Source organism: Leifsonia sp. NPDC056665, from assembly GCF_042791795.1.
Classification (GTDB): Bacteria; Actinomycetota; Actinomycetes; order Actinomycetales; family Microbacteriaceae; genus Leifsonia.
The window spans coordinates 199,531-224,485 of sequence record NZ_JBHTXK010000003.1; the positions used below are offsets into that span (position 1 = coordinate 199,531).

A 24,955-nucleotide genomic window follows, 5' to 3' on the forward strand; every position below is an offset into this window, starting at 1 on the left:
TCGACTCAGACGATGTCGTCGTCGATGCCGCGTCGGGTGACGCGGTCGCCGGTCACCGGGTCCACCGCTGTGCGCGTGGTGGCGACGGTGCGGCGCCGGCGGGTCAGCAGGATGATCCCGATGATGATGCCGACCACGCCCGCGATCATCAGGATGTACCCGACCAGGTGGAGGTTGATCCAGGCGACCTGGATGTTGAGGGCGAACGCGAGGATCGCTCCGATCACGAACAGTACGATTCCGGTGCCCAGACTCATTGAGGCCTCCCTTATACGCGTCGGCTGCCGGTCAGCAGCCGCACGAGCCAGACGATCACCGCCAGGACCAGCAGGACGATGCCGACCCAGAGCAGGAAGTTCAAGGACGACACGAAGCCGCCGGTGAGAAGCAGGATGATCGCGATGATCGCGATGATGATGAGCAGGATGTTCATGGAGGGGTTGTCCTTTCCTTGACGGCCTCCACGCAACAACTGTTTCGGTTGTCGAACAATCCCCTTGACGTCAGGGCCTTTCCGGCCTATTCGCGTGTCGCTCCGCGGCGATTCCGTCCACGGTCCGGCGCATCTTCGTGAGGAACCGGGTCACCGTGCGGGCTTCCTCCTCGCTCAGCTCGGCGGCCTCCGCGGCGATCTGGTCCTGCACGATCTTCAGCGGCCCGGTCTCGCCGAACGCCGCGCGCGTCGGCACGAGGTCCACCGACCGGCGGTCTGCCTCGTTCGTGCGTCGCTCGATGTAGCCGCCCCGGACCAGCCGGTCGATCAACGCCGTGGTGGAGGCGCTGGACACACCCACGTAGACGCTGACGTCCTTGGCGGACGTGCGCCGCCCCGCCGCGGCGTTGTCGAGGATCAGGCGCAGTGCGAGGAAGTCGTTCTCGCCGATCCCCATCGCCGCTCCGGTGCGCCGCCGCATCGCGGTCTCCGCCGCGCGATAGACCTGAAGCGCGTCGAGTACGCCGGTGTCGGGCGGAGGCTCCTCGGATCGTTCGGTCACTCTTGCCAGTCACCCCTCACCTCTGCGATATCGCAACGGGAGGCCGCCGGATTTTCGGCGGATTCACGGCATCCCCGAGAGCGCGTATGCTCGGGCAGTGCTTCCCGACACGCTCCTCCTCGATCGCTACGAGCTCCGCGATCGGCTCGGGCGCGGCGGGATGGGCACCGTGTACCGCGCGTTCGACCGCCAGCTCGAGCGCTTCGTCGCGGTCAAGGTGTTCGCCGCCGGGGAGGCCAGTGACGACGCCCGCCGGCGTGCGGAGGCCACGGCGCTCGCCCGGGTCTCGCATCCGAACCTCGTCACGCTGCTCGACGCGCACCTCTCGCCGGAGGGCGACCCGTCCCCGAGCTTCCTCGTCCTGGAGCTGGTCGACGGCGAGGACCTCCGCTCGCGGCTCGACCGCGGGCCGGTGGCGCCCCAGGAGGCCGCGGCCATCGCCGGAGGAATCGCGGAGGCCCTGGTCGTCGTCCACGGCGCGGGGATGATCCACCGCGACCTCAAGCCCGCGAACATCCTGCTCGGCGACTCCGGTGTGCCGGGAGGGATGCCGCACGCGAAGCTCGCGGACTTCGGGATCGCCCACCTCCTCGGCACGGAACGGCTGACCACGGTGGGCACGATCATCGGCACCGCCGGCTACCTCAGCCCGGAGCAGGCGGACATCGCGGAGCCGGGGCCGGCAGCCGACATCTACGCGCTCGGCCTGGTGGCGCTGGAGGCCCTCACCGGCATGACCGAGTACCCGGGGACCCCGCTGGAGGCCGTGACGGCGCGCCTCGCCCGCGACCCGCGCATCCCCGCGTCGCTGCCGGAGGACTGGCGCGGCCTGCTCGGCGCGATGACCGCGCGGGACCCGCGCATCCGCCCGACGGCGCTCGAGGTGGCCGTCATGACCCGGGAACTCGCCCCGCAGCTCGCCGGGTGGACGCTGCCCGTCGCGGACGTGCCGGGCGAGCTCGAGCCGACCGCCGCGATGCCGGTGGCCGAACTGGGCGGAGGGGCACTGGCGGGCGCCACGGAGTCCTCCCCCCGGCGCTCGGCCAGGGACGCCGAGAGCGAGACGCGGCGACGCCGGGTCCTCGTCGGCGCGATCGCGGGCGGAAGCGTCGCGATCGTGGCGCTGGCGTTGACCCTCGGCAGCGTGCTCGCCCCGGCCTTCACCGAGCCGACGCCGGCCGGGACGGGAAACTCCCCCCGGCCGACCCCGACCGTCACGGGCCCGGCGCAGACCGTCGCGCCCGCCGTGACGACGACCCCGCAGCCCGCTGCCCCGGCTCCCGCGCCGCCTGCTCCTGCCCCGGCCCCGGGCAAGAGCGGGAACGGCAACGGGCACGGCAATGGCAATGGCAATGGCAATGGCAACGGCCACGGAAAGGGCGGCGGCTGAGCGCAGCGCCCTAGCGCCGCCCCAGCCCCCGGTACTCCCACCCCGCGCCGATCCACGCCTCCGGATCGAGCACGTTCCGCGCGTCGATGATGCGGCGTCCGGACACGAGCTGGGCCGTCCGCGCAGGGTCGAGCTCCCTGAACTCGCGCCATTCGGTCAGCAGGATCACCAGCTCGGCGCCCGCCAGGGCCTCCTCCGCGGAGTCGACCGTCACCAGCTCCGGATCGCGGGCGCGGGCGTTGGCCGCCGCGTGCGGGTCCGCGGCCACGACCTCGGCTCCCGCCGCGCGCAGGGCGCACGCCACCTCGAGCGCGGGGGAGTCGCGGACGTCGTCCGAGTCCGGTTTGAACGCCAGTCCCAGCACGGCGACGCGCCTGCCGGGCGTTGAGCCGAGCAGCTCTCCGGCCAGTTCGACGACGCGGGCGCGGCGGCGGAGATTGATCTTGTCCACCTCGTCCAGGAACACCACCGAATCGGCCAGCCCGAGCTCGACGGCCCTGGCCTGGAACGCGCGGATGTCCTTCGGCAGGCAGCCGCCGCCGAAGCCGACGCCCGCGTTGAGGAAGCGCCGCCCGATCCGGGCGTCATGACCGATCGCGTCGGCGAGCTGCGTCACGTCGGCGCCGGTGGCCTCCGCGATCTCGGCCATCGCGTTGATGAACGAGATCTTCGTGGCGAGGAACGCGTTCGCCGCGACCTTCACCAGCTCCGCGGTCGCCCAGTCGGTCACGATGAGCGGGGTGCCGTCGCGCAGCGGCTTCTCGTACACCTGCGCGAGCCCGGCGGCCGCCGCGTCGTCCCGCGCTCCGTCCGCCACCCCGAACACCAGCCGGTCCGGCGTGAGGGAGTCCGCGACGGCGTGCCCCTCCCGGAGGAACTCCGGGTTCCAGGCGAGCGTCACGCGCGGATCGTCGTCGCCGACGGTCGCCGAGAGCCGCTCGACGGTGCCGACCGGGACGGTCGACTTTCCGACGACGACGTCGCCGTCCTTGCCGTGCGCGAGCACCTGCGCGAACGCGGCGTCGACGTAGGAGAGGTCGGCGCCGGCCCTGCCGGAGAGCTGCGGCGTGCCGACGGCGATGAAGTGGAGGTCCGCCGAGCTCAGCGCCCCGGGGTCGGTGCTGAACCGGAGGCGCCCGCTGCGCAGCCCGGACAGCAGGAGCTCCTGCAGCCCCGGCTCGAAGAACGGCGCCTCGCCCCGGGCGAGCTGCGCGACCTTCCGCGCGTCGACGTCGACGCCGACGACGTCGTGACCGAGATCGGCCATCGCGGCCGCGTGGACCGCCCCGAGGTAGCCGCAACCGACAACGGAAAGTCTCACCAGGTCGTACTCCTTGCTGGGCCGGCGCGGCTGCGTGCGTGCGGCCGGTGCGGGCGCCGCTCGATGTCAGGGGACGGCACCCGCACTCGTTCGCCGCCGGAGGGGATGGGCAGCGGGCCTGCGCGTCGTTCCCGATTGGACGTCGCGCTGTCTGAAATTCTGTGCATTACGCCGCCTCCTGGCAAGTCCGGAGCGTGGATTTCACCTGTTCGCACGGCATATCTCACCCTCTTCCCGCGTCCACCGGATACCCGTCATCGCTGGCGCCGATCGGGTGAGGATGACAAACGCGACGTGTGACCTCTATCATGTTACCTGCTGATGTCAGGTGAATCACGAGATGAAGGGACTGATGACGTGCGTGCGACCCTCTGCGATCTGGCCTTCCGCTCAGCGGTATCCGACGTGAAGGTGCTGTCAGCATCGCCTATGGCGCTCCGCCGGGGGCGCACACCGGGGACAAGGGGGTTTCATGACGATCTCGGGGGGAACGGATGAGCACGACGAAGGTGAATTCGAACACGCGGCGCGTCACGATCCGACAGGCAACCGGCTCACTCTCAATCACACCGAGCCAAAGGAGTCAGGTATGACGATCACGACCACATCCGACGCGTCGCTCGTGGACGGCCGCCTCGAGGGCGAGCCGCCACGGCTACCGCGGCTCTCGCGCTACACGGTCGATCGGCCGGCGCTGGCCGCCCGCCTCGACCGCGCGCTGCGGGAGCAGGCTACGGTGGTCCGCGCTCCGGCCGGGTACGGCAAGACCTCCCTCGTCCGCAAGTGGCTCGAGAGCCCGGGCGGCGCGACGCGGGCCGCGGCCGGCTGGATCGACCTCGAGCTCCTGACCGGCGAGGTCAGGGGCTTCTGGGATGCCGTCCGCACCGAGTTCGACCACGACGGGGCCGACGACCGGTGGGACACCGACCCGGTCGCCGCAGCTCAGGACACCATCGCCAGGTATCCCGGCACCGTCGTGCTCGTCCTCGACGGGTACACCCGGCGCTGGGACGGTCTGCTGTCGTCCGAGCTCGTCCAGACGTTGCGCCGGACTCCGAACCTGCACCTCATGGTGCTCACGCGGTGCCTGACCTCCTTCGAGGCTCCGGGTCTGGCGGCCGTCCTCGACCTGGTGGTCGTGCAGAACGACGACCTGGCCTTCGACCGGGCGGAGCTCGACGACGTGGTGCGGGTGCTCGGCCTCGACGTCGAGCGGCGCATCCTCGACCACGTGCTCCGGCAGAGCCGCGGCTGGCCGCTGGCCGCCCGCGCGATGGTCCGGATCTTCGACGACCCGCGCTCCGCGCTCGCCGAGCCCGTCGCCGTGCGCGCGCTCGAGGACATCAGCGCGACGGTGGTCGCCGAGCTGCTGGCTGCTGCACCGGTCGGCGACGACGGCCGACACGGCCTCCAGCGCGCGGCCGTCGCCCCCTACCTGTCGCCGCACATCGTCGAGCGCATCGGCGCCGACGAGGCGGAGGGCGACGTCCTCGGCGACGCGGAGGCCGCCGGCCTGGGCGTCTGGACGTACGCGCGCGGTCAGGGTCGCCTGGTCTACGAGCTGCTCGACCCGGTGCGCGTGGCGCTGCGCTCGCAGCTCGACGCAGCGTCGCCGGGCGAGGGCGAGCGGCTCGCCGGCGAGCTCCTCGACGTGCTGGAGGCGAACGGCGACTCCCTCGCCGCGCTCCGTCAGGCGCTGCGGGCGAACGACCTCGCCGCGGCCGAGACCATCATCGCCCGCAACTGGACCTCCTCGTTCACGGAGGACGCCACGGACTACCTCGAGGTGCTCGGCGGGGTGGAGCTCGGCACGATCCGGTCCTCGGCCATCCTCCTGACGGTCACCGGACTGCTCCGCGAGATCGCCGGGCGGGACGCGACGGGTGCGCTCGACTACTACCAGGCAGCCGCGGAGCCGCAGGTGTTGCGCGGCAGACGGCTGGAACCGGTGCGGCAGTACTGGACGGACCTCGCCAGCATGATCGCCCTCCGCAAGGTGGGGCGGCTCGCGAACGCCGAGGACTTCCTCGGCCCGCTGTCGACGCCGGACCCCGGCGTCTCCGTCCCGCCGATTGCGTGGCTGGAGATGGGCCTCACGCAGCTCCGTCTCGGCCGGGAGCTGGAGGCCGTGACCTCTTTCGAGCGCGCCGCGATCAGCGTCTCGGGTGACCCCGATCTGTACGTCTTCGCGTCGGGGGCCGCCGCGCTGGCGCACGCCCTGCACGGCGAGCTGGACAGGGCGAAGGCTGTCGCCGAGCGGCTCGGCTCGCACCGCCACGGCGACCGGCCGCTCGCGCCGCGCGCGTTCGCGCCGCTGGCGGTCGCGCGACAGCTCATCGAGACCGAGCTGCACGCGTTCACCGACGCCGGCGCCGACGGCGAGGCGGCTGCCGGCGAGGTCTCGTCGTGGCTGCCGAGCGCGGCCCTCGACGTCGGCGAGCTGCACAGCTACGCCGCCTACGCAGCCGCCTTGCACGCGCTCGCGGCCGGGGAGCTGGAGGAGGCCCAGCACGTCATCGACGGCGAGCTGCTGAGCAAGGGCACGCACACGCCGAGCAACACCGAGAGCGCTCGCTTTGTCGCCCTGAGCGCCGACCTGCTGATGTCGCAGGGCAACCTGGTCGCCGCGCAGAAGCTCATCAAGGCCTTCCCGGACGGCACGAACGCGCTGCGCCCGGTCTCGGCGCGGCTGTTGCTGATGTTCCGCGAGTACCGGAGCGCGCAGCTCCTGGCGGAGACGGTGCTGGCGGAGAGCCCAGGACCGCGGACCCGGGTGGAGATGCTGCTCGTCCAGGCGGAGGCCCTGTACCGGCTGAAGAGCGCGCGGGCGGCGACGATCCGGCTGAACGCGCGGCAGCTCGCGGAGGCGAACGGCCTCCTCACACCGTTCGTGCTGACGATCGAGGGCCAGGTGGCGCCGCCGCCCTCGGCCGCCGCGGGGTCCGCGGACCTCGACGCGGCGCTGTCGCGGATCACACCGCTCTTCTCGGAGGCGGCGATGGCCGCGCAGCTCACCCAGCGCGAGCGGATCGTGCTCGACCGCCTCCAGTCGACAGCCAGCCTCGAGTACATCGCCCGTTCGCTGGTCGTCTCGATCAACACCGTGAAGACGCAGACCCGCAGCATCTACCGCAAGCTCGGCGCCAACTCGCGCGAGGAGGCCGTTCGGGTCGCGTACGACCTGGGGCTGCTGCGCCCACGGCTGCCGATCGGGCGGAACCGCTACGAGGGCGACGACCGGATCGCCTGACGGGCGGCCGACGCGTCAGCGCTGCTGACGCGCGGGGGCCGCGCTGACGATCTGGATCAGCGCGGCCCTCAGCGCGTCCGGGTCGTCGACCGCGGGGAAGACCTCGTCCTCCAGGCCGCGCACCGCCTCGAAGGCGGCGTGACCGCGCTCGGTGATGGACACGATGTGCCTGCGCCGGTCGGCGGGGTCGGGGAGCCGGATGACCAGGCCCTCGCGCTCCAGCCGGTCGACCGTGCGGGACATGGTCTGCGCCTCCACCTGCGCGAAGCGGGCGAGGTCGGTCTGCGAGTCGAAGCCGAGCTCCAGGAAGTGCAGCGCGATCAGGCCGGCGTGGGTCAGGCCGCGGGCCTCCAGCGCCTCGTACCAGGCGCGCTCGACGGCGCGGGAGGCGGCGCCGAGCAGGCGGCCGAGCGGCCACTTGTCCGGCTCGTGCTCGCCCTGCTCGTGATTGCGTGGCTCGTGGTTGCGCGGCTCGTGGTTGCGCGCCTGGTCGACCCGACCGGGTCCGCCTGGCGCAACCTCCTCGGGCATCGTTGCCTCAGTCGGTCCCGGAGTCGAACGCGGCGCCCTCGGAGGACGCGTCGATCTCGCGTGACATCGCGTCGTCGGACCCGCTGACGTCGAGCTCCAGGATCGAGCGGGCGCTGCCCTCCTCCAGCTCGCCGACGAGCTCGCCGGTCGGGCCGCCGATGAGGCCGGAGGCCGCGTACTGCTCGAGGCGCGAGCGCGAGTCGGCGATGTCGAGGTTGCGCATGGTGAGCTGGCCGATGCGGTCGGACGGGCCGAAGGCGGCGTTGCCGACGCGCTCCATCGAGAGCTTGTCGGGGTGGTAGCTGAGCGACGGGCCCGTCGTGTCGAGGATCGTGTAGTCGTCGCCGCGGCGCAGGCGCAGGGTCACCTCGCCGGTGATCGCCGAGCCGACCCAGCGCTGCAGGGACTCGCGCAGCATGAGCGACTGCGGGTCGAGCCAGCGGCCCTCGTACATGAGCCGGCCGAGTCGGCGGCCCTCGTTGTGGTAGTTGGCGACCGTGTCTTCGTTGTGGATCGCGTTGAGCAGGCGCTCGTAGGCGATGTAGAGGAGCGCCATGCCGGGGGCCTCGTAGATGCCGCGGCTCTTGGCCTCGATGATGCGGTTCTCGATCTGGTCGGACGCGCCGAGACCGTGGCGGCCGCCGATCGCGTTGGCCTCCAGCACGAGCGCCACCGGGTCGGTGAACTCCACACCGTTGAGCGCGACAGGGCGGCCCGACTCGAAGCGGACGGTCACGGTCTCCGGAGCGACCTCCACGTCCTCGCGCCAGGCGGCGACGCCCATGATCGGGTCGACGATGTCGAGCCCGGCGTTCAGCTCCTCCAGGCGCTTGGCCTCGTGGGTGGCGCCCCAGATGTTGGCGTCGGTCGAGTACGCCTTCTCCGTGGCGTCGCGGTACGGGAAGCCGCGGGCGACGAGCCACTCGCTCATCTCCTTGCGGCCGCCGAGCTCCTCCACGAACGCGGCGTCCAGCCACGGCTTGTAGATGCGCAGCCGCGGGTTGGCGATGAGGCCGTAGCGGTAGAACCGCTCGATGTCGTTGCCCTTGTAGGTGGAGCCGTCGCCCCAGATCTCGACGTCGTCGTCCATCATCGCGCGCACGAGCATGACGCCGGTGACCGCGCGGCCGAGCGGCGTGGTGTTGAAGTAGGTCTTGCCGCCCGAGCGGATGTGGAAGGCGCCGCACTGCAGCGCGATCAGGCCCTCCTCGACCAGCGCGCGCTTGGCGTCGACCAGCCGGGCGACCTCCGCGCCGTACTCCTTCGCGCGGCCGGGCACCTCGTCGATGTTCGGCTCGTCGTACTGACCGATGTCCGCCGTGTAGGTGCAGGGGATCGCACCCTTCTCGCGCATCCAGGCGACCGCGCAGGAGGTGTCGAGACCCCCCGAGAACGCGATGCCGACTCGCTCACCGACCGGAAGACTGCTCAAGACTTTGGACACGGGTTAAAGCTTAGTGCGGGCCGCGGGTGCCGATTCCCTGCTCAATGCCCTTCGCTCAGCCCCGGATGCACCCCGGCACGGTACCCGGCCGCGGCCACCAGGCGGGTGAGCGTCGCGACCAGCCCGGCGCGCTCCTCCCCGCTGAGCGGCCCGAGCATCGTGTCCTCCAGCTCGTCGGCGATGTTGTCGCCCTCGGCGAGGACGTCGCGGGCGGCGGGGGTGAGGTGGATGGCGTAGGCGCGGCGGTCGTCCGGATGACGGCGGCGCTCGACCAGGCCGCGGGACTCGAGGTCGTCGATCAGGCCGACCATCGAGTTGCGGTGCAGGCCGAGCGCGGTGGCCAGCTCCTGCTGGGTGCGGCCCTCCTGCCGGGCGAGCTGCGCCAGCACCCCGAAGCGGTTGGGCGTGATGCCGAGCGGTGCGAGCGCCGCGGTGAAGCGCTGGGCGCTCTGGAGGCCGAGCTGCGAGAGGAGGAAGCTCGCGCGGGTCTCGAGCGCGGTGTACTCGCGTCGGTCTTCTGGTGCCGGCATTCCGATATCGTACCAATCAGTGATTGCACATTATTGTGATTATCACTTACTATGCCGATATGAAGCTCACCATCTTCGGCGCCAGCGGGCGCACCGGCGCGGAGCTCGTCCGGCAGGCGCTCGAACGCGGCGACGAGGTCACGGTCGTCGTGCGGCGGCGGGCGTCGTTCGCCCCCGGCGTCACTGTGCGCGTCATCCCCGACTTCGCCGACACCGCCGCTCTGCGGGAGGCGATCGACGGCGCCGACGCGGTGCTCTCCGCCATCGGCCCGCGGTCGGGCAAGGACGCGCCGGTCGCTGCTCCCGCCACGCGCGCCATCCTTGCCGCCCACCCCGGGCGCATCGTCGTCATCAGCGCAGCGCCGGTCGCCCCGCCGCCACCGGACGACAGTTTCATCAGCAGGCGCATCGCGCTCCCGATCGTGGAGCGCGCGCTGCGGCCGGTCTACGAGGATCTGCGCGAGATGGAGGCGGCGCTCGCCGCGTCCGACAGCGTCTGGACGGCGTTCCGGCCGCCGCGCCTGACCAACGGCAAGGCGACGGGCCGCTACCAGACCCGCGTCGGCGCCAGCGTGCCACGCAGCTTCCTGCTGTCGCGGGCCGACCTCGCCGCCGCGATGCTCGCCTCCCTCACCCGACCCGACACCGAACGCACCGCCATCGGCGTCGCCGCCTGACCCACATCGGCATTCGTGCCGAATGTCCCGTTTCCCCGCGCCGAACGCGACATTCGTGCCGAATCTTGCGCTCCCCGCGCCGCACACGATTCGTGCCGAATGTCGCGTTTCGCGGCGCCGAAGGCGACGTTCGCGCCGAATGTCGCGTTCGCTGTTCCGCGCGATTCGTGCCGAATGTGGCGTTTGGGAGCGCCGAAGGCGACATTCGGCACGAATGTCGGGCGGTCGGGCGGGGTTAGGGGAGGCGCGGCGTGCGCGGGGGCTCGGTGCGGCGGTGGCCGGTGGCCTCGAACGCCGTCGCGAGCGCCAGCAGCGCCGCGTCGTCGTAGGCGCGGCCCGCGAAGGTCAGGCCGACCGGCATCCCGGTGTCCTGCATCGTCCCCATCGGGACCGTGACCGTGGGGATGCCGAGGTGCCGCGGCACGAGGTTGCCGTTGGCGACCCAGACGCCGTTGCGCCAGCCGAGGTCGGCGGCGGCCGGGTTCACGTCCATGTCGGCCGGGGCGACGTCGGCGACCGCGGGGAAGACGACGGCGTCGACTCCGAGGCCGGCCATCCACTCCTCGAGGTCGACGCGGCGGGTCTCCTCCAGGCCGCGGAGGCCGTCCGCCAGCTCCGGGATGCCCTCCAGCGTCGTGCCGGGATGCTCGCGCACCCAGCCCGGATACTCGGCGATGTCGTCGTCGAAGCCGGTGTAGCGGTCCGGCAGCGCGCCCTCCGGCTGCGGGAAGATCCGGTCGCCGTCGACGTCGGCCAGCGTGTTCAGCGCCGGGTCGCCGTTGGCGGCGAGGAAGTCGTCCCAGCCCCACGCCGAGAGGTCGATGATCTCGCGGCGCAGGTAGGCGGGCGAGACGAAGCCGCGGGTGGCGATGGTCTTCGCGCCCGGCCGGTCGCCCTCGTAGTCGGACACCACAGGGAAGTCGGTCTCGACCACCTCGGCGCCCGCGGCCTCCAGGTCGCGGCGGGCGGCCTCCCACAGCGCGATCACCGAGTCGCGGGTGCGGATGCGCTGCCCGGTCGGGCCGCCGATGCCGACGTGCTCGCCGGTGCCGGCCTCCTCGTCCGCGTTGATGTACATGCGCGGGACGGCGATGCGGCGGCCGGCCAGGCTCGCCTCCTGGGCCAGCGCCGGATACGACGCGGGCCGCAGCTCGGACGCCGGCGGGATGGGCACCCACGGCTGCGCGCGCCAGAAGTCGCCGCGGGTCTCGGTGTCGTCGGCGACGATGACGTCCAGGACCTCCAGGAGGTCGGCCATCGTGCGCGTGTGCGGCACGACGACATCCATCGTCGGCACCAGCGGCCAGTTGCCGCGCACCGAGATGACGCCGCGCGACGGGGTGTAGGCGCACAGCGCGTTGTTGGAGGCCGGGGCCCGGCCGGACGACCAGGTCTCCTCCCCGAGCCCGAACGCGGCGAAGCTGGCGGCGGTCGCGGTGCCGGAGCCGTTGGACGAGCCGGAGCCGAACGCGGCGGTGAGGAAGTCGCCGTTGTACGGGCTCTCGGCGCGGCCGTAGACGCCGCGCTGCATCCCGCCGTTCGCCATCGGCGGCATGTTGGTGAGGCCGAGCAGGATCGCCCCGCCGGCGCGCAGCCGCTCGATGGTGAAGGCGTCGCGCTGGGCGACCAGATGCTCGAACGCCGGGGAGCCGGCCGCGGCGGTGAGGCCGCGGGCCAGGTAACTGTCTTTGGCGGTGTACGGGATGCCGTCCAGCGGGCCGAGCGTCTCGCCGCGGGCGCGGCGCTCGTCGGCGGCGCGGGCCTCCCCGCGGGCGTCGGGGTTGCGGACGATCACGGCGTTGAGGCGCGGGCCGGCGGTGTCGTAAGCGTCGACGCGGGCGAGGTAGGCGTCGACCAGTTCGGCGCTGGTGGTCTCGCCGGACTCCAGGGCGCGGCGGAGGTCGGCGATGCCGGCTTCGACGACGTCGAACGCGGTCATCGCTGAACCGCCGGCTGTTGCTGCGTGATGCAGTGGATGCCGCCGCCGCGGGCGAAGATCGGGCGCGAGTCCACCATGCTGACGCGGCGATCGGGGTAGGCGGCCTCCAGGATCGCGGTCGCCTCCGCGTCCGCCGCCTGCTCGCCGAAGCCGCACGCGATCACGCCGCCGTTGACGACGAGGTGGTTCACGTAGCTCCAGTCCACGAAGCCCTCCTCGTCGCGGATGGTGGCGGGGGCCGGCAGGTCCACGATGTCCCAGGCGCGTCCAGCGGCGTCGGTCGTGCCGGTGAGGAAGGCGCGCAGCTCGCGCGACACCTCGAAGTCGGGGTGCTCGGGGTTCTGCTGACTGTGCAGCAGCAGGCGGCCGGGCGACGGGATGGTCGCGACGATGTCGACGTGGCCGTTGGTGCCGAAGTCGTCGTAGTCGCGGGTGAGCCCGCGGGGGAGCCACACGGCGTGCGTCGTGCCGATCGTGCGGGCGAGCTCGGCCTCCACCCTGGCCTTGTCGGCGTACTTGTTGCGGCGCGGGTCGAGCTGCACGGTCTCGGTGAGCAGCACCGTGCCGTTGCCGTCGACGTGGATGCCGCCGCCCTCGTTCACGAGCACGGAGCTGACCAGCTCTGCCTCGGTGCGCTCGGCGACGAAGCGGGCGATCTCCGCGGACTTGCGCCACTCGGACCAGGCGGGGTCGCCCCAGCCGTTGAAAGTCCAGTCGACGGCACCGAGCACGCCGGGGCGCTCGTCGTCGACGACGAACGTGGGGCCGAAGTCGCGCATCCAGAACTCGTCGAGCGGGGCCTCCACCTGCTCGACGTGCGAGCCGAGCATGCGGGCGGCGCGCTCGCGCTCGGACGGGTCGACCACCATCGTGACCGGCTCGAACTCGGCGACCGCGTGGGCGACCGCGGTCCAGGCGGCGTAGGCCTCCTCGGCGGAGGCGGCGTCGTCGCCGAGGGTGATGCCGGCGCGCGGGAAAGCCATCCAGGTGCGCTCGTGCGGTGCGGTCTCGGCGGGCATGCGCCAGGTCATGTGAACCTCCGGGCTCTATTGATCGGATGATCAATAGATACCTATACTGGACCCACGATGTCAAGAGCCACCCGCAAACCGCCCGCCGAGCGCCGCGCAGAACTGGCCGCCTCCGCCCGCGGCCTCGCCCTGGACGAGGGCCTCGCCGCGGTGACATTGCGCGCCGTCGCCGCCCGCGCCGGCGTGACGCCCGCGCTGGTCGCGCACTACCACGAGTCGATGGACGGCCTCGTGGCCGAGACGTTCACGAGCATCGTCGGGGCGGAGATCGCGGAGCTGCGCTCGCTGCTCGCCGCCGCCCGCTCGCCCGCCGCGGGGCTCGCGACCCTACTGCGGACCCTCCTCGACGGCACGCGCGACGACGTCACGGTGGTGTGGGTGGAGGCCTGGGCGCTCGGCCGCCGCAACATCGTGCTGGGCGCGGCGGTGCGCGACCAGATGGACGCCTGGAGCGACGTCATCGAGGGCGTTATCGTGGACGGCGTCGCGGCGGGGTCCTTCCGGGTGGAGGACCCGCGCGCGGTCGCCTGGCAACTGCTCGGCATGCTCGACGGGCTCAACGCGCAGGCGCTGGTCCGCTGGGGAGGCGCGGCCGACCGGGGGTCGCTGCTCGCGCACGCGGTGGAGGGGATGCTGGGGGTGGAGCGCGGGGTGCTGGTCGGGTAGGAATTGCATGTACGGTGATTTGCCGTACAATTGGACTCATGCCCACGAAAGACCGACGAATCGAAGTGCGCGTGACCAGCGTGCAGCGCGAGCTGATCGAACGTGCCGCGGTCCTCGAGGGACGCACCGTCTCCGACTTCACCGCCACCACGCTCACCACGCGTGCGGAAGAGGTGATCCGCCACGAGCGCGAGCTGCGCGTCGAGGAGGAGGCTTTCGCGGCGTTCGCAGCGGCACTCGACGCACCGGCCCAGAACGTCGAGGGGCTCGCCGAGCTGTTCCGTCGCCGTTCGGTGTTCATCGACTGACGCGGCATGGCACAGTACCACCGGCCTCGTCCCATCAAAGCGGGGGACATCGCCTCTGAGTTCGACTGCGGCGTCGAGGTCCTCGACCGTTGGCTGAAGGGGTGGGCGCGCCACAACGAGGCCGCCGGCGGCGCCCGCAGCTACGTCTCCGTCACCGACGACACGAGCCACGTCGCCGGTTATTACTGCCTCTCGGCGAGCTCGATCGCGCGAGCGGACGCGCCGGGCTCGCTGGCGCGGAACATGCCCGACCCGATCCCGGTCGCCCTGCTCGGCCGGCTCGCGGTCGATCGCAGACATGCGGGCGTCGGACTCGGAGCGTCGCTGCTCCAGGACGCCGTGCTGCGCGCGATCCAGGCATCGGAGACGCTCGGCATCCGCGCCCTCGTGGTGGACGCCATCGACGACGGGGTCGTCCCCTTCTACGAGCGGTTCGGCTTCCGGCGGTTTCCGGGATTGCGGCGCATCCTCTATCTGCGGATCGGGGACGCCTTGAAGACCGCCGCCGACCTCAGCTGACCCAGGCCCTCAGCTGACCCACGCCGTCAGCTCCGCCAGGAACTCCTCCGGCTTCTCGATGTGCGGCGAGTGGCCGCAGTCCTCGAACACCACCTCCCGGGTCACTCCGCCCTCCGCCTGGTAGCTCGCCAGGACCGCGCGGATCTGCTTCAGCATCGGCTGCGGCGGGGCGACCTCCTCACCGGGCCAGCCGGGGATGACGCCCGCGGCGCCGAGCTGGTTGAGGTCGAAGAAGGAGGCGTCGTTGACGATCGCGTCGAGGGCGCCGTGGATCCAGAGGATCGGTGGCTTTACCGGGAGGTCGACGATGTCGGTGGTGTCGAAGTAGGTCGGCGCCATCGTGTTGAGGACGCCGCGCGGGCCGGGGGCGAAGCCCGGCCACTCGTCGGTGGCGGTCGCGTCGCCCGGGTAGTTGTCGACGCCGGTGGCCGTCGTGAGCATGGACCGCACCCAGAGGTCCTCGTACTCGGTGGTGAAGCCCGGGGCGACGTAGGCCGAGCGGTAGACGGCGCGCGGCGATGTCGGCGACTCCTCGCCGGTGTCGCCGGCGGCCAGCCGCTCCACGAAGTCCGGGTTCGTCCCGCCGCCTCCGGTGCCGGAGGCGTCGGAGTTGAGGAGGCTGCCGTCGAGTGCGGTGCCGCCGAAGCCGCAGGGGGAGACCGTGGACACCAGGGTGAGGCTGCGCACCAGGTCGGGGCGGTCGAGCAGCAACTGCATCACGACGCCGCCGCCCATGCTCCAGCCGACGAGGTGCACCGGGCCGCTGTCGAGCTCGTCGAGGACGGCGGCGACGTCCTCCGAGAAGTCGCCGACCCCGCGGGTCGCGTCGACGGGGAGCGTCTCGCTGTCCCCGAACCCGCGGAGGTCGATCGCGAGCGCGCGCGTGCCCTCAGGGAGCGAGAGCATCAGCGGCTGCCAGAACAGCGACGACGACACATTGCCGTGCACGAACACGATCGTCCGGGTGGCGTCGGCGGCGACGGTGGGGTCGGTCGTGCGCGCCAGGACGTTGGCGGTGTAGCGGGAGGTCGGGATGCTGCGGGCGACGATGCCGGGGAGCAGGGTTGTCACGTGGTCTCCTTCGGGTGAGGGTGGGGTGAGGGATCGGAGTGGTAGTGCGGGTGAGCGGGGTATGCGCCGGGCAGGTGCGGGGTGAGCTGCCGCACGCCGGCCTCCGTCATCACGATCGTGTAGTGGTTCACGTCGTCGGCCTCGAACGCCTCGAACCACGGCAGCCGGCCGCGCCACGCAGCGGGCTCGTCCGGCAGGTAGAGCGGGTCGGTGTTCAGGAGGCCGCGCGGCGTGCGTACGAAGGCGATCGGCAAGGTCAGCCCGGCGAGGGCCTCCTCATAGCCGCCGCTGCCGTCCATCTCGGTCGCGTTGACCGACATGGCCTCCTCGGACACGCTCGACCGCAGCTCGGGCGGCGTGCCGACCAGGTCGTAGAGCGCGTACGCTTCGACGGCGTCGTTCCACCACGGGCCGAGCGCGGGATGCCGGCGCCAGAACGCGAGATAGTCGTCCTCGCTCGCGAACGTCATCCGCAACCGGTCGCGAGCGGGGCCGAGGTCGGCGCTGCGGGTCACCGGGAGGCCGCCGTCGATCAGCACCAGCCGCTCCACCCGGTCGGGGTGCCGTTCCGCGAACCACACCGCGACGAACGCGCCCATCGAGTGACCGGCGACCACCGCGCGCTCGACGCCGAGGCCGTCGAGCATCCGGGCGACGTCGTCGGCGTGGCCGGCCATCCCGTACGGCCCGGGGAGGGCGCCGCTGCCGCCGCGGCCGCGCAGGTCGGGCGCGATCAGCCGCACGCCGGGCAGCGCCGCGGCGACCATGCCCCACGAGACGTGGTTGGCGGTGATCCCGTGGACGCCGACCAGCGGCATCCCGCCGGCGTCGGCGTGCCACTGGCCGCCCGCGAGCTCGCCGCCGTCCACCGGCACGCGGAACGGCGCCGCCGGCGTGAACGCCGTCATTTCGCGCTCCAGCCGCCGTCGATCGTGTAGCTCGCGCCGGTGACCATCCGCGACCCGTCGCCGGCCAGCCAGAGCGCGAGCCCGGCGACCTCCTCCGGCTCCACCAGGCTCTTGATCGCTGGCTCGGTGAGCATGATCTTCTCCACCACCTCGGCCTCGGGGATGCCGTGCAGCCGCGCCTGGTCGGCGATCTGCTTCTCGACCAGCGGCGTCCGGACGTAGCTCGGCTCGATGCAGTTGGAGGTCACACCGTGCGCGGCGCCCTCCAGCGCTGTCACCTTGGAGAGGCCCTCCAGACCGTGCTTGGCGGCGACGTAGGCCGACTTGAACTCGGACGCGCGGAGGCCGTGCACGCTGGAGATGTTGATGACGCGGCCGAAGCCCCGCTCGTACATCCCGGGCAGCGCGGCGCGGATGAGGAGGAACGGCGCCTCCAGCATGAGCCGCAGGATCAGGGCGAAGCTCTCCGGCTCGAACTCGGGGATCGGGCGGACGTGCTGGAGGCCCGCATTGTTGACGAGGATGTCGGTGTCGAGCCGGAGGTCGGCGAGCGCCGCGGTGTCCGAGAGGTCGACCTCCCACGCCTCGCCGCCCAGCCGGTCGGCCGTCGCGCGGGCGGCGTCCCCGTTCAGGTCCGCGACGGTGACGCGCGCGCCCGCCGCGGCGAACGCCTCAGCGCACGCCAGGCCGATGCCGCTCGCGCCTCCGGTGATGAGTGCCCTGCGCCCCGAGAGGTCCGCCATCGTGCTTCCTTCCCCGGGCGCGCCCCGCCCTCATCCGGCACCCTACCCGCGCCCCACAGCCCGGCGGAAGGAGCGCTCGCCGAGGGGCACGTTGTTGTCACTTTTCGGCGCGAGAAGTGACAACAACGTGCCCTTCGGCGGGAGGTCGGCGGCGTCAGCTCGCGATGAAGGAGGTGACGTCGGTGCCGTCGGAGAGCACAGGAGAGATCATCCCGAAGACGTTGCCCTCCGGGTCGCGCAGGTAGGCGACGCGGCCGATCGAGAGCATGTCGTCGGGAGGCAGCGCCTCCGTGCCGCCGAGGTCCAGCCCGCGCCGGTAGAGCTCGTCCACGTTGCCGTCGATCCCGACCACGATGTTCGCGCCGGAGATCGGCGCGTCCAGGGCGGGCGCCGGGCCCATGCGCTGGGTGAGGCCGCCGTTGATCCCGTTGCCGGCCGCGCCCACCGCTATCGCCCCCTCGCCGGTGTCGATCGCCCAGTACGGCATCTCGCCGAACCGGGTGAAGGTCCAGCCGAGCAGCCCGGTGTAGTAGTCCATCAGGCGTTGCGGCTCGACGGCGTGGATTTCGAAATGGACGACGAGATTGGACATGGTGGGCCTCCCGGCGCCGAGCATAGTTCTCCCAAGCGCCGAGGGGCACGTTGTTGTCACTTTCCGGCGTCGGAAGTGACAACGACGTGCCCCTCGATGGGTGGGTCAGGCGGTGGGGGCGGCGACCGGGGTGGTGACGGTGGCGCGGACGAGGCGGGCGTCGGCCGGGGTGACGGCGTGCTTCGGACCAGTGAGGACGATGCCCGTCTCGGTCTCGCGCTCGGCGCATGAGGGGCCCACCCACAGCTCCACGTCGCCTGGCTCCACGATGCGGATGCCGTCGAGGCCGGTGAACGCCAGGCGCGCGGTCGGCACCTGGAAGGTCACCTCGGCCTCCTCGCCCGGCTCCAGGGACACCCGTGCATACCCGAGGAGCTGGGCGACCGGGCGCGTGACGCTCGCGAACACGTCGCGCGCGTAGAGCTGCACCAGGTCGCTGCCCGCGCGCTCGCCGCTGTTGCGGACCGTCACGCGCACCTCGAACTCGCCGCCGGCGGCCACGGTCGCGTCGGCCTCCAGGCCCGTGCGCTCGAAGGTCGTGTAGCTGAGGCCGTGACCGAACGGGAGGATCGGCGTGCTGTCGGCGCTCGTCACGTCCGAGGGTCCGCCGAGCAGCGGGTGCAGATACGAGAACGGCTGCGCGCCGGCCGACCGCGGCAGCGACACCGGGAGGTGGCCGCTGGGGGCGACGCGGCCGGAGAGCACGGCGGCGATGGCGCGGCCGCCCTCCTCGCCGGGGAAGAAGGCCTGCAGTACGGCGGCCGGTGCGTCCGGTCCGCCGATAGCCCAGTCGATCGCGTACGGGCGGCCGGAGAGCACGATGACGACGGTCGGCGTCCCGGTGCGGACGACGGCCTCCACCAGCTCGCGCTGCACGCCGGGCAGCTCCAGGCTCTCGACGTCGTTGCCCTCGCCGACCGTGCCGCGGCCGAACAGGCCTGCGCGGTCGCCGACGACGACCACGGCCACGTCGGCGTCGGCCGCGGCGCTCACCGCGCTGACGATGCCGGAGCGGTCGTCGCCCTCCACGTCGCAGCCGCGGGCGTGCACCAGCTCGGCGGCCGGGAACTCCTCGCCCAGCGCCTCCAGCACCGAGGGGAGCTCGAAGCCGAGCGGCACCTCCGGGTGGTGGGCGAGCACGTGGTTGGCGAACGAGTAGCAGCCCATCAGCGCCTCGGCGGCGTCGGAGTTCGGGCCGACGACCGCGATCCGGGCGGCGGCGCGGTCGCCCTCGAGCGGGAGGGCGCCGTCGTTGGTCAGCAGCACCAGCGACTCCTCGGCCAGCCGCAGCGCGAGCGCGCGGTGCTCGGGGGAGTCGAGGTCCACGGAGGCCGGCGGTTCCTCGAAGGTCTCGTCCAGCAGGCCGAGCTCCTCCTTCTGCGCGAGCAGGCGCAGCACGGCCCGGTCGACCAGCGCCTCGTCGGTGAGCCCGGCGCGGATGCGCTCGGCCAGCGGTGCGAGGAAGGCGTCGCCGGTCGGCAGCTCGACGTCGATGCCCGCGCTGAGGGCCAGCTCTGCCGCCTCGCCGCGGTCGGCCGCGACGCGGTGCATGGTGTGCAGGAACGCCACGGCGAAGTAGTCGGCGACGACGGTCCCGTCGAAGCCCCACTCGTCGCGCAGCACGCCGGTGAGGTACTCCGGGTTCGCCGCGACGGGCACGCCGTCGATCTCCGCGTAGGAGTTCATCACCGAGCGAACGCCGCCGTCGCGGACGGCCATCTCGAACGGAGGCAGCAGCACATCCCGGATCTCGCGCGTCCCGGCGTGCACCGGGGCGTGGTTGCGGCCGGCCTGCGACGCCGAGTAGCCGACGAAGTGCTTGAGCGTGGCGTGCACGCCCGACGACTGGAGGCCGCGCACGTACGCGGTGCCGATCGTCCCGACCACATACGGGTCCTCGGCGATGCACTCGTCCACCCGGCCCCAGCGCGGGTCGCGGATGACGTCGAGCACCGGAGCCAGTCCCTGGTGGATGCCGAGCTCGCGCATCGAGGCGCCGATCGCGGCTCCCATCTCCTCCACCAGCTCCGGGTCGAAGGCGGCGCCCCAGGCGAGCGGGGTCGGGAAGGTCGCGGCCTTCCACGCCGCCAGCCCGGTCAGGCACTCCTCGTGCACGAGCGCGGGGATGCCGAGGCGGGTCTGCTCGCGCAGCCTGCGCTGCTCCGACCACAGCCAGGAGGCGCGCTCCACGGGGTCGACGGGCCGCGTGCCGTAGACGCGGGTGAGGTGGCCGATGCCCTGTGCGGTGGCGTCGTCGTAGCTCTGGCCGGTGGTCATCTCCCCGTCGAGCGGGGCGACGTTGTCGTCGCCCTTGTCGACCCAGTAGCCGACGATCTGCGCGAGCTTCTCGTCGAGGGTCATCCTGGCGTGCAGCTCGCGCACGCGTTCGGAGACGGTGGGGAGGGTGTCAGTCGTTGTCATGCTTCTTTCCTGCATACGAGTCGTACGGGAACGTGTCGGGAACGCGGGCCGGTGCCGGGCTCAGCCCTTGACCGCACCGGTGAGACCGCCGACGATGCGGCGCTCGAACAGGCTGAAGAAGATCAGCGCGGGGATCATCGACAGCGAGGTGAATGCCAGCACCTTGGAGGTGTCGGTGGCGTACTGCGACGAGAACGCCTGCACGCCGAGCGGCAGGGTGAACGTCGCCTGGTCGTTGAGGATGAACAGCGGCAGCAGGTAGCTGTTCCAGCTGGCGATGAAGGCGAGGATGCCGACCGTGATCACGCCGGGGAGCGAGAGCCGCAGCACCATCCGGAAGAAGAAGCCGATCCGGCTGCAGCCGTCGATGAACGCGGCCTCCTGGATCTCGTCGGGGATCGCACGCAGGAACGGCACTAGGATGATGATGGTCGTCGGCAGCGCGAACGCGATCTGCGGGATGATGACGCCCGCGAGCGAGTTCATCAGGCCGAGGTTGCGCACCACGATGTAGAGGGGCGTGATCGCGACGGTGATCGGGAACATCAGCCCGGCGGCGAACAGCGCGTACAGGAACCCGCTGCCACGGAAGGTGTACCGGGCGAGCACGTAGCTTGCCGCGAGGCCGAGCCCGACCGCTCCGATCGTCGTGACCAGGGCGGTGACCGTCGAGTTGAGCACCTGGCCCCAGAAGACGCCGCCGGTCAGCACGTTCAGGTAGTTCGCCGGGTTCCAGGGGTTCGGGAAGCCGGCCGGGTCCACCGTGATCTGCGAGTTCGTCCGGAAGCCGCCGATGATGATGTACGCGATCGGCACGATCATCAGGGCGATCACGATCAGCGCGACGAAGTAGACGGCCGGCGAGCCCCAGGGGAGGCCCTTGCGCTCGGCGCGGCGCGCGGCGCGGGAGGAGATGGTGAGGGCGGTCATCACGCCGTCCTTTCTTTCGCGGCCGCGTCACGGCGGCCCTTCGTGCGCCCCGGCTTCTTCGCCGTGGTCACGGCGCCCGCGGTGTCGCGGCGGAGGACGAAGCGCTGGTAGATCAGGGCGACGATCAGGGAGATGAGGAAGATCACGACCGCGACGGCGTTGCCGTAGCCGTAGTTGCCGGCGTTGCGGCCGTTCGCGACCATGTAGGTCGCCATCGTGGACGTGCCCGCCGTGGAGGCCACGTACTGGCCCCAGATGATGTACACGAGGTCGAACAGCTGGAGGGCGCCGATGATGGAGAGGAACGCCCAGATCCGCAGCGTCGGAGCGAGCAGCGGCAGGGTGATCCTGCGCTGGATCTGCCAGTACGACGCGCCGTCGAGCGCTGCGGCCTCGTAGAGCTCCTCCGGGATGCCCTGCAGGCCGGCGAGGAAGAGGATGACGGCGAAGCCGACGTACTTCCAGGTCAGGATGCCGATCAGGGTCCAGATGGCGATGTTCGGGTCCGACAGCCAGTCGTGGGCCCAGGAGCCGAGGCCGACGTTGTGCAGGAAGCCGTTGAGCGCGCCGTTGGTGGCGAGCATCAGGCTCCAGCCGGTGCCGACCACGACCTCCGAGATGACGTAGGGCACGAAGATCAGCACGCGGATGATCGACTGGCCCTTCATCTTCCGGTTGAGGAGGAGGGCGAGCAGGATGGCGATCGGGCCCTGGACGACGATCGACGCGACCACGATGAAGGCGTTGTGCCCGAGGGCCTCCAGGAACGCGGGGTCGGTCAGGATGACGGCGTAGTTCTGGAGTCCGACGAAGTCGGTGGGAGGGCCGTAGCCCGCCCAGCGGAAGAAGCCGTAGTAGGCGGCCATCACGACCGGGAAGATCACGAAGGCCAGGAAGACGATGACGGCGGGGCCGGCCAGGAGGGCGATCTCGGCACGGAGGCCCCAGCTCGCGCCGCGGCGGCGGCGCGGCTGCGACGGGAGCGACGCGGCGGCGCCGCTCCCGTCGTGCTGCGCGAGATCCGCCGTCGACACGCGATCGGTCGAGGTTGACTCGCGGGTGTTGCTCACGGTGAGGCCTCTCAGCCCTTCTTCGCGGCGTCGTTCGCGGCCTGGATCAGGCCCTTGGCGTCGGTCTTGCCTGCGAGCATGTCGACCACGGCCACGTTCAGCGCGTTGCCGATGTTCTGGCCGAGGACCGTGTCCAGCCACTGCGAGACGTACGGGGCCTTGTTGTAGGCAGCGAGGACGTCCTTCAGATAGGGCTCGGTGACCTCCTTCTGCGCGTCGGTGTTGACCGGCGGCGAGTTGAACGCCTTGTAGTAGGCGATCTGCTGCGGTGTCGTCGCGATGAAGTTGAGGAAGTCGGCGCACTGCTTCGGCGCCTTCACCGAGCAGGAGTAGCCGTCGACGCCACCCATGATCGAGCCGGGCTCACCCTTGCCCGCGCTGGAGAGCTCGGGGAACGGGTAGAAGCCGAGGTCGGCCAGGGGCTTCTGGTCGGGGGTGAGGGAGGCGATCACTCCCGGGTCCCACGCGCCCATGAGCTCCATCGCGGCCTTGTGGTTGGCGACCAGACCGGCGGAGGAGCCGGCGCCCTGCTGGGCGGAGGTAGTCAGGAAGCCGTCGTTGAACGGCTTCTGGCCGGCGAAGTCCTGGAGGTCCTGAGCGGCCTTCAGCCAGCAGCCGTCCGAGAAGCTCTTCGAGTCGGCCGTCTTCTCCATCGTCGTGCCGGAGCACTCGCGGAGCGCGAACCAGTAGAACCAGTGCGCAGCGGGCCAGGCGTCCTTGGCGCCGAGGGCGATCGGGGCGACGCCCGTGGCCTTCAGCTTCTGGACGTCGGCGCTGAGGTCGTCGATGGTCTTGGGAGCCCCGTCGATCCCTGCCGCCTTGAAGAGGTCCTGGCTGTAGAAGAGGCCGCCAGGGAGGACCGAGAGCGGCATCGCGTAGACCTTGTTCTGGTAGGTCTCCGCCTTGAACGAGCCGGAGGAGATGACCTTCTTGGTGTCGGAGGAGACCTTGTCGGTGAGGTCCATGACCTGGCCGGCCTGCACCATCGCGGCCATCTTGCCGCCGCCGCGCTGCAGGAAGATGTCGGGGGCGTCACCGGAGTTGAGCGCCGTCTGCAGCTTGCCGTCGAGGTCCTCGTTCTGGATCGACTGCATCTTGATGGTGACGTTGGGGTTGGCCTTCTCGAACGCCGCGATCGCGTCCGTCCAGTACTGCTGGCCGGGGCCCGTGGTGGAGTTCTGCCACAGCGTCATGGTGACTTTGCTGCTGCTGTTCGAGCTGTCCGAAGTCCCGCTGCACGCGCTCAGCGCGATCGTGCTGGCTGCCAGGACAGCTGCTCCGATGAGGAGCTTCTTGGCTTTCATGTGATTCCAACCTGTTCTCTTCGTTGAGCGGCATCCACGGTTCCGTCGATGCCCGGTGACGTGAGTTCGCTGGGGTGTCGGCCGGGCGAAGCCTCTCGCCTGGGGCCGGATCTCGAACTCGTCGGGTCCGGGAGGCTGACCGGACCACGTCAGTGTCGCAAGGCGATTCAGAGAGTGTCAAACGTTTTCGAAATCCTTTTCGAAATCCTTTTCGAGATTGCTATGCTGCTCGATCATGGGACGACGTCCAACCATCAATGATGTGGCAGAAGCCGCCGGAGTGTCAGCGGCGACGGTGTCTAAAGCGGTCAACGGCCGCTACGGCGTCGCGTCCCACACCGCCGAGCGGGTGCTCCAGGTCGTGGAGGAGCTCGGCTACGAGTCGAGCCTCGTCGCGTCGAGCATGCGCTCGCGGCAGACCGGCGTGATCGGCGTGCTCGTGGCCGACTTCGAGCCGTTCAGCGCGGAAGTGCTGAAAGGCGTCGGAGCGGCCCTCTCGGACTCCCACTACGACCTCCTCGCCTACAGCGGCTCCCGGCACGGCGCCTCGGAGGGCTGGGAGCGGCGCTCGCTCAGCCGGCTGAGCGGAACGCTCATCGACGGCGTCATCATGGTGACGCCGACCGTGGTCAACGTGAACGCGGACGTCCCGATCGTCGCCGTCGACCCGCACACCGGCCGCGCCGACCTCCCAACGGTGGAGTCGGACAGCTTCGGTGGAGCGCGCAGCGCCGTGGACTTCCTCATCGGGCTGGGCCACCGCAGGATCGGGTTCGTCGCCGGCCGCGCGGACCTGCGCTCGTCGGCCGCGCGCGACGCAGGCTACCGGCGCGCGCTGGCGGAGGCCGGCATCCCGTTCGACCCGTCGATCGTCGGCGTCGGCAACTACGAGCAGGAGAGCGCACGGGAGGCGGCCCGCCGCCTGCTCGCCGCGCCCGAGCGGCCCAGCGCGATCTTCGCCGCCAACGACCTCTCCGCGATCGTGGTCATCGAGGTGGCGCATGAGCTCGGCCTGGAGGTGCCGCGCGACCTGTCGGTGGTCGGCTTCGACGACATCCCGGAGGCGTCGCGGTACTCCACCCCGCTGACGACGATCCGGCAACCGATGGGACGCCTCGGCGCTGCCGCGGCGGAGCTGGTGGTGGCGCTGATGGCCGGCGAGGAGCCGGACCCGACGCACATCCGCCTCCCGACCCGCCTCATCCGACGCGCGAGCACGGCGCCGCCGGCGTAGTCCTGTCGCCGAAGGGCACGTAAACGCCCCTACAACGCGGTTTTAGGGGCGTTTACGTGCCCCTCGACGGGGTGGGCTGTG

General features: G+C 71.4%; 24 protein-coding genes. 7 read left to right on the forward strand and 17 right to left on the reverse strand.

The annotated features are described in order from the left end of the window. Positions 1-5 precede the first annotated feature (5 nt). The 3 genes from ACFQ9V_RS05220 to ACFQ9V_RS05230 form a co-directional block, all read right to left on the reverse strand. A complete protein-coding gene (locus ACFQ9V_RS05220; protein WP_382458103.1) occupies positions 6-257 on the reverse strand; it encodes a DUF6458 family protein in 252 nt (83 codons plus the stop codon). 11 nt (positions 258-268) lie between these two features. Beyond that, on the reverse strand, positions 269-433 hold the full coding sequence (locus ACFQ9V_RS05225) for a hypothetical protein (protein WP_382458104.1): 165 nt from the start codon (positions 431-433) through the stop codon (positions 269-271). A 70-nt stretch (positions 434-503) separates the two neighbouring features. Continuing rightward, positions 504-995 carry a MarR family transcriptional regulator gene (locus ACFQ9V_RS05230; RefSeq protein ID WP_382458105.1) on the reverse strand — a complete coding sequence of 164 codons (492 nt, stop codon included), beginning with the start codon at positions 993-995 and terminating at the stop codon, positions 504-506. 97 nt (positions 996-1,092) lie between these two features. Here ACFQ9V_RS05230 and ACFQ9V_RS05235 point away from each other — a divergent pair, with 97 nt between their 5' ends. Next, complete coding sequence (locus ACFQ9V_RS05235; protein ID WP_382458106.1) at positions 1,093-2,385, forward strand: serine/threonine-protein kinase; 1,293 nt, start codon at positions 1,093-1,095, stop codon at positions 2,383-2,385. Positions 2,386-2,395: 10 nt separating this feature from the next. On the opposite strand, the gene ACFQ9V_RS05240 is transcribed toward ACFQ9V_RS05235, so the two are convergent. Beyond that, positions 2,396-3,706 (reverse strand): UDP-glucose dehydrogenase family protein, encoded by a 1,311-nt coding sequence (locus ACFQ9V_RS05240; RefSeq protein WP_382458107.1) that lies wholly within the window; start codon positions 3,704-3,706, stop codon positions 2,396-2,398. Positions 3,707-4,295: 589 nt separating this feature from the next. Here ACFQ9V_RS05240 and ACFQ9V_RS05245 point away from each other — a divergent pair. After that, a complete protein-coding gene (locus tag ACFQ9V_RS05245) occupies positions 4,296-6,956 on the forward strand; it encodes a LuxR C-terminal-related transcriptional regulator (protein WP_382458108.1) in 2,661 nt (886 codons plus the stop codon). A gap of 15 nt (positions 6,957-6,971) precedes the next feature. On the opposite strand, the gene ACFQ9V_RS05250 is transcribed toward ACFQ9V_RS05245, so the two are convergent. From ACFQ9V_RS05250 to ACFQ9V_RS05260, 3 genes are read right to left on the reverse strand one after another with little or no spacing between them, the layout of a single operon-like run. Beyond that, complete coding sequence (locus tag ACFQ9V_RS05250) at positions 6,972-7,487, reverse strand: MarR family winged helix-turn-helix transcriptional regulator (protein WP_382458109.1); 516 nt, start codon at positions 7,485-7,487, stop codon at positions 6,972-6,974. A gap of 7 nt (positions 7,488-7,494) precedes the next feature. Beyond that, positions 7,495-8,931 carry an argininosuccinate synthase gene (gene argG / locus ACFQ9V_RS05255; protein WP_382458110.1) on the reverse strand — a complete coding sequence of 479 codons (1,437 nt, stop codon included), beginning with the start codon at positions 8,929-8,931 and terminating at the stop codon, positions 7,495-7,497. Between the two features lie 41 nt (positions 8,932-8,972). Next, a complete protein-coding gene (locus tag ACFQ9V_RS05260; RefSeq protein ID WP_382458111.1) occupies positions 8,973-9,461 on the reverse strand; it encodes a MarR family winged helix-turn-helix transcriptional regulator in 489 nt (162 codons plus the stop codon). Positions 9,462-9,520: 59 nt separating this feature from the next. On the opposite strand from ACFQ9V_RS05260, the gene ACFQ9V_RS05265 reads away from it, so the two are divergent. Further along, entirely contained in the window at positions 9,521-10,138 is a 618-nt protein-coding gene (locus ACFQ9V_RS05265; RefSeq protein WP_382458112.1) for an NAD(P)-dependent oxidoreductase, read from the forward strand. Between the two features lie 235 nt (positions 10,139-10,373). Here the strand turns inward: ACFQ9V_RS05265 and ACFQ9V_RS05270 are convergent, their stop codons facing one another. After that, entirely contained in the window at positions 10,374-12,077 is a 1,704-nt protein-coding gene (locus ACFQ9V_RS05270; protein ID WP_382458113.1) for an amidase, read from the reverse strand. Beyond that, positions 12,074-13,108, reverse strand: coding sequence for an agmatine/peptidylarginine deiminase (locus tag ACFQ9V_RS05275; protein ID WP_382458114.1), 1,035 nt, complete (start codon positions 13,106-13,108; stop codon positions 12,074-12,076). The genes ACFQ9V_RS05270 and ACFQ9V_RS05275 overlap by 4 nt, the downstream gene beginning before the upstream one ends. 57 nt (positions 13,109-13,165) lie before the next feature. Between ACFQ9V_RS05275 and ACFQ9V_RS05280 the strand changes: the two genes are divergently transcribed. Genes ACFQ9V_RS05280 through ACFQ9V_RS05290 form a run of 3 tightly spaced genes read left to right on the forward strand, consistent with a single transcriptional unit; the run spans position 13,166 to position 14,601 of the window. Further along, positions 13,166-13,774: a TetR/AcrR family transcriptional regulator gene (locus ACFQ9V_RS05280; RefSeq protein ID WP_382458115.1), complete on the forward strand. Its 609-nt coding sequence runs from the start codon at positions 13,166-13,168 to the stop codon at positions 13,772-13,774. Between the two features lie 38 nt (positions 13,775-13,812). Further along, positions 13,813-14,082 carry a DUF1778 domain-containing protein gene (locus tag ACFQ9V_RS05285; protein ID WP_382458116.1) on the forward strand — a complete coding sequence of 90 codons (270 nt, stop codon included), beginning with the start codon at positions 13,813-13,815 and terminating at the stop codon, positions 14,080-14,082. Positions 14,083-14,088: 6 nt separating this feature from the next. Beyond that, entirely contained in the window at positions 14,089-14,601 is a 513-nt protein-coding gene (locus tag ACFQ9V_RS05290) for a GNAT family N-acetyltransferase (protein ID WP_382458117.1), read from the forward strand. A gap of 9 nt (positions 14,602-14,610) precedes the next feature. On the opposite strand, the gene ACFQ9V_RS05295 is transcribed toward ACFQ9V_RS05290, so the two are convergent. From ACFQ9V_RS05295 to ACFQ9V_RS05330, 8 genes are all read right to left on the reverse strand, one after another. Continuing rightward, positions 14,611-15,672, reverse strand: a complete 1,062-nt coding sequence (locus ACFQ9V_RS05295; RefSeq protein ID WP_382458118.1) for an alpha/beta fold hydrolase — start codon at positions 15,670-15,672, stop codon at positions 14,611-14,613. Next, on the reverse strand, positions 15,669-16,580 hold the full coding sequence (locus tag ACFQ9V_RS05300) for an alpha/beta hydrolase (RefSeq protein ID WP_382458119.1): 912 nt from the start codon (positions 16,578-16,580) through the stop codon (positions 15,669-15,671). The genes ACFQ9V_RS05295 and ACFQ9V_RS05300 overlap by 4 nt, the downstream gene beginning before the upstream one ends. After that, complete coding sequence (locus ACFQ9V_RS05305) at positions 16,577-17,323, reverse strand: 3-hydroxybutyrate dehydrogenase (RefSeq protein ID WP_382458120.1); 747 nt, start codon at positions 17,321-17,323, stop codon at positions 16,577-16,579. The genes ACFQ9V_RS05300 and ACFQ9V_RS05305 overlap by 4 nt, the downstream gene beginning before the upstream one ends. Before the next feature lie 154 nt (positions 17,324-17,477). Then, positions 17,478-17,915 carry a VOC family protein gene (locus tag ACFQ9V_RS05310; RefSeq protein WP_382458121.1) on the reverse strand — a complete coding sequence of 146 codons (438 nt, stop codon included), beginning with the start codon at positions 17,913-17,915 and terminating at the stop codon, positions 17,478-17,480. Positions 17,916-18,020: 105 nt separating this feature from the next. Beyond that, positions 18,021-20,336, reverse strand: coding sequence for a glycoside hydrolase family 3 N-terminal domain-containing protein (locus tag ACFQ9V_RS05315; RefSeq protein ID WP_382458122.1), 2,316 nt, complete (start codon positions 20,334-20,336; stop codon positions 18,021-18,023). Positions 20,337-20,396: 60 nt separating this feature from the next. Continuing rightward, positions 20,397-21,266 (reverse strand): carbohydrate ABC transporter permease, encoded by an 870-nt coding sequence (locus ACFQ9V_RS05320; RefSeq protein WP_382458123.1) that lies wholly within the window; start codon positions 21,264-21,266, stop codon positions 20,397-20,399. Beyond that, on the reverse strand, positions 21,266-22,336 hold the full coding sequence (locus tag ACFQ9V_RS05325) for a carbohydrate ABC transporter permease (protein ID WP_382458124.1): 1,071 nt from the start codon (positions 22,334-22,336) through the stop codon (positions 21,266-21,268). The genes ACFQ9V_RS05320 and ACFQ9V_RS05325 overlap by 1 nt, the downstream gene beginning before the upstream one ends. 11 nt (positions 22,337-22,347) lie before the next feature. Then, positions 22,348-23,640, reverse strand: a complete 1,293-nt coding sequence (locus ACFQ9V_RS05330; RefSeq protein ID WP_382458125.1) for an extracellular solute-binding protein — start codon at positions 23,638-23,640, stop codon at positions 22,348-22,350. A 235-nt stretch (positions 23,641-23,875) separates the two neighbouring features. Here ACFQ9V_RS05330 and ACFQ9V_RS05335 point away from each other — a divergent pair, with 235 nt between their 5' ends. Continuing rightward, the gene (locus tag ACFQ9V_RS05335; protein WP_382458126.1) at positions 23,876-24,874 is read left to right on the forward strand and encodes a LacI family DNA-binding transcriptional regulator; all 999 of its coding nucleotides are present in this window, start codon (positions 23,876-23,878) and stop codon (positions 24,872-24,874) included. Positions 24,875-24,955: the final 81 nt, after the last annotated feature.